6 protein-coding genes and 1 tRNA gene are annotated in these 12,073 nt (G+C 52.4%); 5 read left to right on the top strand and 2 right to left on the bottom strand.

All coding sequences use genetic code 11. From position 1 onward, the window contains the following. Positions 1 to 87 precede the first annotated feature (87 nt). The 3 genes from ACSTTO_RS13715 to ACSTTO_RS13705 all read left to right on the top strand — a co-directional run bounded on the left by ACSTTO_RS13715 (position 88) and on the right by ACSTTO_RS13705 (position 7,328). Complete coding sequence (locus ACSTTO_RS13715) at positions 88 to 2,487, top strand: CLIPPER-2 domain-containing protein (RefSeq protein ID WP_439273798.1); 2,400 nt, start codon at positions 88 to 90, stop codon at positions 2,485 to 2,487. Next, positions 2,487 to 6,281 (top strand): TonB-dependent receptor, encoded by a 3,795-nt coding sequence (locus ACSTTO_RS13710; protein WP_439273797.1) that lies wholly within the window; start codon positions 2,487 to 2,489, stop codon positions 6,279 to 6,281. The genes ACSTTO_RS13715 and ACSTTO_RS13710 overlap by 1 nt, the downstream gene beginning before the upstream one ends. Positions 6,282 to 6,395: 114 nt before the next feature. Beyond that, a complete protein-coding gene (locus ACSTTO_RS13705) occupies positions 6,396 to 7,328 on the top strand; it encodes an AraC family transcriptional regulator (protein ID WP_439273796.1) in 933 nt (310 codons plus the stop codon). Between the two features lie 203 nt (positions 7,329 to 7,531). On the opposite strand, the gene ACSTTO_RS13700 is transcribed toward ACSTTO_RS13705, so the two are convergent. Then, a tRNA-Arg gene (locus ACSTTO_RS13700) sits at positions 7,532 to 7,608 on the bottom strand. 220 nt (positions 7,609 to 7,828) lie between these two features. Next, positions 7,829 to 9,505 carry a sensor histidine kinase gene (locus ACSTTO_RS13695; RefSeq protein ID WP_439273795.1) on the bottom strand — a complete coding sequence of 559 codons (1,677 nt, stop codon included), beginning with the start codon at positions 9,503 to 9,505 and terminating at the stop codon, positions 7,829 to 7,831. Between the two features lie 314 nt (positions 9,506 to 9,819). On the opposite strand from ACSTTO_RS13695, the gene ACSTTO_RS13690 reads away from it, so the two are divergent. After that, entirely contained in the window at positions 9,820 to 11,001 is a 1,182-nt protein-coding gene (locus tag ACSTTO_RS13690) for a carbohydrate kinase (protein WP_439273794.1), read from the top strand. Positions 11,002 to 11,086: 85 nt separating this feature from the next. Further along, the gene (locus ACSTTO_RS13685; RefSeq protein WP_439273840.1) at positions 11,087 to 11,989 is read left to right on the top strand and encodes a pseudouridine-5'-phosphate glycosidase; all 903 of its coding nucleotides are present in this window, start codon (positions 11,087 to 11,089) and stop codon (positions 11,987 to 11,989) included. Positions 11,990 to 12,073 lie beyond the last annotated feature (84 nt).

The raw sequence follows: 12,073 nt of genomic DNA, 5'->3' as shown, positions 1-12,073 counted from the left end.
ACAGTGGAAAATATGGCTCAATCCGCCGCATCTGCGCCGGCGACAACCAAAACAAATCACTCATAGCAACGCCTCCTGACGTCGCCATTGAATCAACTCACCACTCGTCATGCAACCAATTTAATAGGTCCTGAGCCTAATAACGGTCCTCTTAGCGCCATTCATCCTGAAACCGGACAGGTGACGCGAATTGGCAATACCGGCATTAATAATAGTGGTTTTGGCGGCATGTTCGGCGCCAGTAATGGTGTGTTCGGCTCCAGCAATGATGGCGGTTTTTATCAGTTTGATCTGAAAACCGGCGCAGCAACGCTGATTTCAAATTTGCAAGGCTCCACCAATAATGATGGCGCAAAATGCGCCACATCACCTTTTGAATATCCGGTTGATCTTGTCATTACAAAAGACAATGGCACTGAAATCTTTACGCCGGGAACGGATACAACATATACAATCACCGTTACGAATAACGGTCCTTTTGGTGTGCAGAATGCACTCGTCAATGATGCGCTTCCCGCCGGTATCACAGAAGCGCACTGGACATGTGGCTCGCCTGTCAATGGCGGTGTCTGCGGCGTGGCAAGCGGCACCGACAGTATGGACAATGTGCCGGTCAGCCTGCCGGTGGGTGCCTCTGTTACCTTTGAGATGACGATGTCGATCCCGGCAGATTTTGCTGAAGACCTTGTCAATACGGCAACGGTGACCAGTCCGGACAGCTCTCCCGATATTGACCCCAGCAACAATATTGCGACTGATACTGATATTGCGCCTCAACCTGGTCTGACGATCAAGAAGACCGGCACGCTTGATGACAAGGATAATGACGGCCTGCTCGATCCGGGTGAAACCATCACCTACACATTTGTGGTGAAGAACACCGGCAATGTGACCATGAGCAATGTGACGGTGAAGGATCCGTTGCTGGAACAGGCGGGCATTACCGTTACGCCTGAGCCGCAGACGCTTGCACCGGGTGAAAGCGCAACCTTTAGCGCAACCTATACGCCGACACAGGCAGAGATTGATGCGGGCAAGGTTGAGAACACGGCCACGGGCACCGGCACGCCGCCTTCAGGGGTTCCGGTTGAGAGCCCGCCGGATACAACTGTGACCTTGTCGCAGCCGGCAAGCCTTACGTTGGAAAAGGCCGGACGGTTCAGCGATACGGATGCAAACAGCTATGCAAGTATTGGTGACACGCTGACTTATAATTTCACTGTTATCAATAATGGCGGGCGGACGGTTGAGAATGTCTGGCCGGCGGATAACGGTCCGACCTTTAACGGTAAGCCGGCCGGCGGAACCTTATCGCGGTTCACGCCGGAGCCTGTCACGCTCGCTCCGGGGCAAAGTCAGGAATTTACGGCAACTTACACCCTGACAAAGCAGGATGTGGAGAATGCTGCGGGCATGCCGGATGCTGTGGTCAATGTGGCGACAGCAGCAGGCCGGACAATGGATGGCGAAGTGCGCTCGAATGAGGCGAACTCGGTTATCACCCTGCCTTCTGCCGCGCCGAGTGATATCACGGTTATGAAAACCGCCAATCTGCGCTTTATCAAGCGTGGTGAACAGGCGCCGTTTACCATTCGTGTGACGAATAACGGCGCCACACGAGCAACAGGTTTGTCGATCATCGACACAATGCCGCCAGGCTTCCGCTATGTGGAGGGAACGGCCACGGTGGATGGTGTCAAGGTGACACCGGAAATCGTCGGGCGACAGATCCGCTTCAGCGGTATTGCGGTGGATGGCAAGTCGAAGATTGATATTCGCCTGCGTCTTCTGGCACTGAGTTCGGCAGGGCCAGGCGAGCATATCAACCGTGCCCATGCCGAGGATAACACCGGAAAGCGGGTGTCTTCCGAAGCGCGCGCCGTGGTTGAGATTGTCGTCGAGCCTGTTTTCGATTGCGGTGAGATTATCGGCAAGGTGTTTGATGACCGCAACCGCAATGGCTATCAGGACGAGGGAGAACCGGGGCTGCCCGGCGTGCGGATTGCCACTGTCAAGGGCGGGCTTGTGACCACCGATAAATATGGCCGCTTCCATGTGGCTTGTGCGGATCTGCCAGATGCCCGTTCCGGTTCAAACTTCATCATGAAGCTTGATGAACGCACACTGCCGACAGGATATCGCGTGACCACTGAAAATCCGCGTGTTGTGCGGCTCACGGCCGGCAAGATGACGGAGCTGAATTTCGGTGCCTCCGTTGGCCGTGTTGTGCGGCTCGATTTGTCGGGCGAAGCCTTTGTGGCAGGGAGCGAACAACTTCAACAACGTTGGGCTCAGGGCATTGATCAGCTGATCAATGTGCTGGCGCAGGAACAATCGGTGCTCCGGCTCAGCTATATCGAGCCGGGCACTGATCCGAAACTGGCGGAAGCGCGCGTCAAGCGCATCAAAAAGATGATCTCCGAGAAATGGCGGCAACGCCAAAGGGCTTACCCGCTGGAGATTGAGACGCGTGTGGAGGTGGAGTAATGAAGATTCTTGTCACATATATGGGGCGCAGCGCCAGAGTGCTGAATCCGAAGCTTCTGTTGCTTGGCACCGCCCTTGGAACATTGACCGCCGCCTTGCCCGCCGCAATGGCACAGACGCCGGAGAAAAACGGCAAGGTTATTGCTGACAGTGCCGTGCGCAAACGGCCAGCAGCTCCGAATAGCGAGACTGAAACTGCGGCCGATAAGCCGGCTCTGCCATTCATGATCAGTGTGGATGGCGAGACGGTGGCCAAAAGTGCCGGTCTTGCAGCCGGAGGGGAACAGTCAATGCCTGCGCAAAAGGCTGCAAGGCTGGCAGCCGGTGCGCAACAGCCGGTGACTGAGCCTGCAAAACGCCCTGTGGATATGCAGCGCCGGACAGATCTTGATCTGTCTGCTGTGGATATTCGGGTGAAATTTGACGGGCTTGAGGCAAACAGGCTGCTCAATATATCAACCGTGCCGGTAAAACGCACCTATAAGGCGCATGAGGAGGTGCGTTTTCTGGCCACGTCAAACTATCCGGCTTTTATCGAACGGTCTGAAATCCGCATTTTCAACCGCAAAGGCGATGATGCGCAAAAACCTGTTGCGATTGTGTCGGTGGCAATCAACGGGGAAGCGGGCTGGGTAATGCCTGATACGCCGCAAGAGGCTGATTTTACTTATGTCTTGCGGGTTTATGACGCAAAGGGGCGTTTTGATGAAACGGTACCTTTAACACTTGCACGCAGCAACCGGGATTTCAAACCGGATGCGCAGCAGGAAAAAGCTGTTGCGCCCGGCATGGGCGAGGATCGCACGGCAATCAGCAATATTCCCGTTAATGGCGGTGCGGTGACGGTATATGGCAAACATGTGCCGGAAGGCTATTCGGTTCATATTCTGGGCGAAACCATTCCGGTTGATCATGATCAGGCCTTTGTTATGCAGCGCATTTTGCCGCCGGGCGAACATGCGGTGGATGTGGCGGTGAAGGGGCCGTCAAAGACCGGCGGGCTCTCTTTCAGCCGTGATATTAATATTCCGGATAATGACTGGTTTTATGTGGGGCTTGCCGATCTGACCATTGGCAAGCGCACCGGCGACTCCCGCATTGAGGAGGTGCGCCCCGGAGAATATGATAAGGTCTATTCCAAGGGGCGGCTTGCTTTTTATCTGAAAGGCAAGATCAAGGGAGAATATCTGCTCACAGCCGCTGCTGACACCGGTGAAGATGATATTGATCAGCTTTTCCGCAATCTTGGCAGTCAGGATCCGCGGCGGATTTTGCGCCGCCTTGATCCGGATGATTATTACCCTGTCTATGGCGATGATTCGACCTTTATTGAGGATGCGCCAACCAAGGGCAAATTCTATGTACGTCTGGAGCGTGGCGATAGTCAGGTTATGTGGGGTAATTACAAGACCCAGATTACGGGCACAGAATTTCTCCCCTCTGACCGCGCGCTTTATGGTGCTTCTGCCGTATATCGCTCACAAGAAATCACCTCATTTGGCGCGCGCCGTACGGAGGTGACAGCCTATGCCGCCCAGCCCGATACGCTGCCGCAACGTGAGGAGTTTCTCGGCACCGGCGGTTCGGCTTATTTTCTTAAACGTCAGGATATTGTGCAGGGCTCTGAAACTGTCCGGGTGGAAACCCGCGATCCGGTTACCGGAAGGGTTCTTGGCAAACGCATCCTTGCCTATGGCGAGGATTATTCCTTTGATTATATGCAGGGTGTTATCATTCTGCGCCGGCCGCTTTCATCCATGACCGGCACCAATGATCCGGTGCGCAACAGCGCGCTTGGCGGCGGCAGGCTCTATCTCACCGTGCAATATGAGTATGAGCCGGTGGTCAGTGATGTGGATGGCTATGTCTATGGCGGCCGTGCCCAGCACTGGCTGAATGATAAGCTGCGTGTCGGCGTGACCGGCATGGATGACAGCACCGACCTGTCGGATCAGAAAGCCTATGGTGCGGATGTCACATTGCGACATTCGGAGAACACCTATCTTTCCGCTGAAATAGCCCATTCAAAAGGGCGTGGCTTCAACATGTCGCAATCTTCCGACGGCGGCCTGACCTGGGGCAGGAATGAGCCGGATTATTACCGTGACCCGACAGATGATAAGGGAACGGCCTGGCGTGTGGAAGGGAAGGTTGATCTTCAGGAAATCGGCGCTGGTATGAAGGGCAGGCTTGGCGGCTATTATGAGAAAAAGGAGGCAGGTTTTTCCACCCTGTTTGAGGATATAACCGCCGATCAGCGTATCTGGGGCGCCCATGCTGATGTTAATCTTACCGATAAAACCGGCCTGAAGCTGACCTATGATGACTTCTCTGATGAACACGGGCAGATCCGGCGTGATGGTACCGGCAGTATCAGTCATCAGATTGATAAATATTGGAAGCTCTCTTTCGGGGTTACCTATACGGAACTGATGTCGCCATTGGCGATCCATGCGAATAAATCCGGCTATGACGGTTCGCGTGTGGATGCCGGTATGCGGGTTGATTACCGTATTGATGATGATAAATCCGTCTATGCTTTTGCACAAGGCACGTTAAAGCGCAGAAATGATATTGACCGCAATGATCGCGCAGGCCTGGGGGCAAAGGTGCGGCTGACCGACAAGATCGGGCTGGAGGGAGAGGTTTCCTACGGCACAAAAGGTGTGGGCGCACTGGTCGGCATAACCTATGATCCTGATGCCGACAGCCAGTATTATCTGGGCTATAAACTTGATCCGGATCGCGCTTTTGATCTGCATAATAGCCGTGACCTTTTGGGCCGTGATAAGGGAAGCGTGGTTCTGGGCATGCGCCGGAAGATGAGCGAATTGCTGTCTGCCTATAGCGAAAGCAATTACGATATGTTCGGCAGCCGGAATTCGCTCACCCAAACCTACGGGGTTGTCTATACACCTGATTCCATGTGGACGGTGGATGGCGGGCTTGAGGTTGGCCAGGTGCGGGATAAGGGCGTGCGTGAGGATACGCAAATCCAGCAGGAGGATTTTGACCGTTACGCGCCTTCAGTAGCGGTTGGCTATAAGGATGAGGAGCGTGGAATCAATGCCCGTATCCGTGGTGAGGTTCGCATTGAGCGTTCAGATTCCGGCACGCGCGATCAAAATACCTATCTGCTGGCGGCAGGGCTTTCCTGGAAGGCCAATCCGAACTGGCGGCTTCTGACCCATATTGATGCGGTGCTTTCTGACAGCCGCGGCTCTGAGCCTTCCTTTGCCAATACCGATTATGTGGAAGCCTCAATCGGTTATGCCTATCGGCCGGTGGATAACGACCGCCTGAACGCATTGTTCAAATATACCTGGCTTTATGATTTGCCGGGCAATAATCAATTGATCAGCGGTGCAACGGGCGACCTGTTCGCGCCGGCGCAGCGCAGTCATATTCTCTCAGCCGATGCAAATTATGATCTTATGCCATGGCTTACGATCGGGGCTAAATATGGCTTCCGTTTTGGCGAGGTGAAATATCGCGCCAATGACGGAACCGGATCTGCCTTTGTGGATGAATGGCAAAGATCATCGGCACATTTGGGAATTTTGCGTGCCGATCTGCATTTCATCAAGAGCTGGGATTTGTTGTTTGAGGGGCGCGTTATGCATATGCCGGAAGCAAAAACCACAGATTTTGGTGCATTGGCTGCTGTCTACCGGCATGTGGGCAATAATTTTAAAGTAGGTGTGGGGTATAATTTCGGCCGGTTCTCGGATGATCTGCGCGACCTGACACTGGATGACAGGGGGGTATTTCTCAACGTGGTCGGAAAATTCTGAAACTACAATTTATTGCGAGAGAATTATTCTGGAATGGTTGTATAAAGACGGGGCATATCCGTTTCATAGGCTGAATATGCGGATATGTACCTGCGGGGGTGGTAATTTATAGTAATGCAGAAGAAGATAGCAGATGCCGGTCTGCTCAGGCATGTGCCTGAAGATTACGGGCCACGCAAAATGGCTTTTCGCGGTGGTGCAGTGCATAAGCGGCAGCCTCCGGGGGCTTATACCTTCAAGCCGGGCGGTCATTCTATTGCAATAATGCTGGAAGCCTCGCCGGCAATGGGGCTTGCATTTAATGGGGAGGCTTATCGCACAGTGGATGTTTTGGCTGGTATGCTTGCATTCGGGCCAGCCGGGGTGGAATGCAAAACCGATTGGTCGGCGGAATCAGAAAGTATTGTTGTCAGTATCTCGCGTGAAGATATGGCAGAACTTTCCGGCCATGAATTTAAGCGTACCGATATTGAATTGGAGCCGGTTCACTTCACGCCGGATAATACTGCCTTTCAACTGGCCAGAATGATCAGGACAGAATTGGCGCGCCCTGCGCAATCGGGTGAGCTTTATCTGGATTCATTGATTACCATGCTTGGCGTTCATGTGCTGCGTAATTATGCCGGCACGGACAAAAGTGAAAAAACTGCAAGAAAGGGCGGGCTTTCAGTTGCAGTTACCGGCATTATAAGAGAATATCTTGATCAACATTTCAGGCGCAAGCTTACCACTGCAGAACTGGCCGGAATATGCGGCCTCTCTCCCAGCCGTTTTACCTATGCGTTTGCGCAAACTTTCGGCCAAACACCACATCAATATTTGCTGGAACGCCGGCTTGATTTTGCCGAGAAGCTCCTCACTGATACGAAAATGCCCGTGGCGGAAATAGCGTTTTTAAGTGGTTTTTCCAGCCAAAGCCATCTCACAAGCACCATGCGTACCTATCGTCATAAAACACCGCGACAATTCCGTGAATATGCGATTTTTGATATAGGGCGTGATGGCTCTGTCAGGGCGGCAGAGGAAGCGGGTAAATTGACGGTCTGATCTTTTTATCGGCTGCCTTTTCATAAAATATTGCACAGTCAGGTTGTATCAAGCTGATTGTGCAATATTTTTTGAAAGCAATGAAATCAGCACTCAGTTCATAGTCTTGATACAAAATCAGACAAGATGATTGGCATAAACCTGCCGGAACAAATCCCGATTGCCGATAATGAGAAAACACTTATCTTTTTTGTGAAGAGAAATGGCGCACCCGAAAGGATTCGAACCTCTGACCCCCAGATTCGTAGTCTGGTGCTCTATCCAGCTGAGCTACGGGTGCTTGCCTAGAACCGCTCTGTATTACTGCGGTAAGCGCGTCTCTAAAGTGTTCTGCGTTACATTGCAAGCGCTTATCTCAAAAATTTCATAAAATTTTCTATTTTTTTCGTGCGCTGGGGATAAGTACGGAAAAACAAACCGTAAGCAGCTTTTTCCTGCATCTTTTATCGCTGATAAACCGCCCGTCAAGCGTCATAAATCTTGTCTCTTGACAAAAATTGTCAGCTGCGCTGGCTGTGCCGGGCGTAAACCGGCTTGTCGGGAATGCGAATCTCAAATAAAGCGCCTTCCTGATAGTCCTGACGCAACTCAATCGCCCCGCCATGGGCACGCACCAATTCCTGTGCAATAACAAGACCAAGCCCTGTACCGTCATGGCGGGCAGAGCCGCTGAAGGCGGTGAAAAGATTATCTCTGGCTTTTTGCGGCAGGCCGGGCCCCGTATCCGCCACGGCAATATAGCAGTTGTTTCTAATACGCCAGGCGCTGATTATCAGGGATTTCTCCTTATCCGGATCGGCATTGCAGCTGCTCATGGCCTGCACCGAATTGCGGCACAGGTTATTAAGCACGCGCAGCATCTGCTCTTTATCAATATAAGCCTCAAAATCCACCGGAACCATATTGCGGAAGGTGATCTCCACATTGGGGGGAATCACCAGCATATCTTCCACTTCATGAATAAGCGGGCGTAACAGGCGCTGCTGGCGCACCGGCACAGCCTCCTGTGTGCGGCCATAAGCAATAACCGTTTCAGAATAGGTGATCGCACGGTTAAGCGTGCGGATCAGTTTGGGAGAATAACGCTGCACAACCGGATCTTTGGTATCGGCAAGACTATCTGACATCAATTGTGCGGAAGCCAGAATATTGCGCATATCATGGTTGATCTTGGAAACCGCCAGCCCCAGATCTGCCAGATGTTTGCGCTCCTGAAATAAATGCTGGAGATGTGTTTGCATCTGCGCTAGCCGGTTTTGTGCATAGCCAAGCTCATCCTTGCGGTATGAGGTGCCTATGATCAGGGTCGGGTCATCCGGCTTCTGGCCAAAGGCAAACATATTCTCATACATATGGCCGACAGGGCGCAGCAACAGCCGGTGAATGATGAAATAGATCAATGCAGCCGCAACAAGAGAAATTAATAGGGAAATCGTGGCGATGATGCGTGAATTTTGCATAAGCTTATGATGCAGCGCCGTATCATACATAACGATACTGACCGAAGTACCCGTATAATCCGGCGCGCCTGAGAGCAGAATAACCTTGTTGCCGCCGCTGATCAGGGTTTTCAAGGCTCCCCAAAAATCGCTGAAAGGCGTTGATGCGGTTAAATCTATGCGCTCATCAACAGGCAGATTGGCAGGCGTTGCGGCCAGCATCAGATTTTCCCCGTTGCGGGTTATGCTGATAGCCTGTGTATCTGTGGAGCGCAGGAGCTGATCCTGTAATTCCGGCGGCAGGTTTGTATCTGTTCCGGCATCCAGCAATAGCAGGCTGGCTGCGGAAACCATGCTGTATTTTGCGGTGAGCCATTGATTGCGCATATTGGAAATGGAAGGCGCAAGAATAATAACTTCCGCAATCAGCACGGCCAGAATAGACATCATCAGCAATTTGCTGGAAACCCGGTGACGCAGGGGGATATAATGGTCATCTTCCTCCGGCAGCAGCTCTCCCTTGGTAAAAACACCGCTCACGGCCTCATTTGGCGGCAATGGAGCCTGCGGGGAGGGTGTGGCAGGCGGGGCGCCGTTTTCAGGGTTCAGCCCTGTTTTTTCCTGCAGGGTGTCTTCTTTCAGGGTGTCCGGCTGTACAGTGTTTTGAAGAGACGCGCCGGAACCGGTCATGTGACTGGCGGATGCCTTATGAAAAGCACTGTTTTTCGTAAAGGTCATTATGTCCATCCGTCAGGCTGCCGGTTTAATATTGTGTAAGCGCATTTTTATGCGCAATACACAGGTCTTTGCGCGCCAGATCATTTTTGCCTGATCGAAATCCCGCCCCCCGGACGTTCTAATCCTGCATGCGCAATATAGGCGCAATACCGCATGATTTCAAATTTGGAGCAACTCTGAATTGGCAATAAAAGAGTTTGTAACAAAAGTTTTATTTAAAACATATGTTTTATTTTCGTGCGGCATATGTTACAGCGCACTAAAGTAAAGAGCGAAAGTGCCGCTTATAGAGTGCCGGTTAAGGGAGCAGGAAAATGGTGCATCAAGAGAGCGCAACGCAACATCCGGATATGCCGGCATCTGCCCCCCTGCAGCAACTATCCCCTCAGGAGCGTGCTGTTCTGGATATGATTGCGGCCAATCCTTTTGCGGGGCAGCAGCAGATTGCTGATGCACTGGGGCTGGCGCGCTCCACAGTGGCGGCGCATATTGTGCAATTGACGCAAAAAGGGTTTGTGCTCGGGCGTGGTTATTATCTGCCGCAACCAAAGCGTATTGTCTGTATTGGCGGCGCGGTATTTGACCGGAAATATCACGCTCACGCACCTTTGATCAAAGCAACATCCAATCCTGTCAGCGGCAATAGCAGCCATGGCGGGGTTGCGCGCAATGTTACGGAAAATCTGGCGCGTCTTGGGGTGAATATCGGTTTTGTTTCTATTCTGGGCGATGATGAAACAGGCCGCGCCATTCTCGATCATCTGCGCCTGTTGGGTGTGGATGTTACCCGCACGATTATTTCCTCCGCAGCGCGCACCGCAGAATATGCAGCGATATTAAATCCGGATAATGATCTGGCGCTTGGCATAGCCGATATGGGCATTTTTGATCTTTTCACACCGGATAAGCTGGAAAATATATGGCCGCATCTGGCTTCAGCCGATTGGGTTTTTGCAGATTGTAATCTGCCAGCCGCGACATTGGAAATATTGCTTGCCAAAAAAACTGGCAGCCGTTTCCGGCTGGCTGTGGATACGGTTTCCGCTCCCAAGGCGCAGCGCCTGCCACATGATCTGAGTGGCGTGGATTTGCTGTTTCTCAATATGGATGAGGCGCATAGCCTGCTCGGATATTCTGCAACTGCACCGCGGCTTACATCAGAGCAGGCTATCAAGGCTTTGCAGGCGCGTGGTGTGGCGAAAATTGTTATGACAAAAGGGGCGGCAGGAGCGGAGATTGCCGATGAGAATGGCCTGCGTCACATCGCCGGCGTGCCGGCTCAGCCGGTGGATATTACCGGCGCCGGTGATGCGCTGATTTCCGGAACGCTTTATTGTTTGCTTAATCATCAACCGCTGTATGAAGCGGTGCGCACCGGCACCTTGCTGGCCACTTTGACCACTGAAAGCGAAGCCAGTGTTCATCCGGATTTATCAGCGCATTTTCTTGATGCGCACCATTACCGCGTAAGCGGCTCTCATAATGTCACCGCGTAAGCAGGCTGCAACATATCACCGCATTAGCGGTTTGAGACTTTTTTGAAACCGCCTTAGAAAGGTTATTCCCTTGACCCGTTTGACTATGCATTTCAGCGATGAAGTTCGCACCGCCTTTGATCAGGGCAAAGCTGTTGTTGCTCTTGAATCCACGATTATCACGCATGGTATGCCTTATCCGCAAAATCTTGAAATGGCGCGCAAGGTTGAAGCCGCTATTCGTGAAAATGGCGCAGTTCCGGCAACAATTGCCGTGTTGAAAGGCAAAATCCATGTTGGGCTGGATGATGCGCAGCTGGAACAGCTGGCGCAAGCCACGGATGCGGTTAAAACCTCCGGCCGCGATCTGGCTGCAGATATGGTGCAGGGACTGACTGCCGGCACGACTGTTTCGGCCACCATGCGTATTGCTTCACTTGCCGGAATTGAAATTTTTGCAACCGGCGGTGTCGGTGGCGTGCATCGCGGTGCGGAGACAAGTTTTGATATTTCGGCTGATCTTAACGAATTGGGACAAACCGGAACCACTGTTGTTTGCGCCGGCGTGAAATCCATTCTTGATATCCCTAAAACGCTTGAATATCTTGAAACCCAGCGTGTGCCGATTATTGCCTGTGGCAGTGATGATTTTCCGGCCTTTTTCACCCGTTCCAGCGGATGCAAGGCCGATCACCGTCTTGATAGTCCTGAAGAGCTTGCAAGGGCTATGGCGCTGCATCTTGCGCTTGGTTCCGGCACGGGTATGCTGATTGCCAATCCAATTCCGCAAGAAGATGCACTGTCACCGGAATTCATCAATGGCACGATTGAGGCCGCAGTGCATGAGGCCGAACAACAGGGGATCGCCGGCAAGGATGTAACGCCGTTTCTTCTGGCGCGTATCAATGAATTGTCAGAAGGCCGCAGCCTGAAAGCCAATATCGCATTGGTGCTCAATAATGCCAGACTGGCCGCCCGCATGGCCGTGGCCTATAAGGCTCTGGTATAATTTTTTGAAATATCTATTGCAGACAGTATAGACCAGACGGGCGCAGGCGGTTGCTTTCGCCCGTTTTTATTTTCTCCCTGCCGG

The organism is Pseudochrobactrum albidum, from assembly GCF_051851455.1.
Taxonomy (GTDB): domain Bacteria; phylum Pseudomonadota; class Alphaproteobacteria; order Rhizobiales; family Rhizobiaceae; genus Pseudochrobactrum.
The sequence above is the reverse complement of the archived record's forward strand: the minus strand, read 5'-3'. Positions and strand labels throughout refer to the sequence as shown.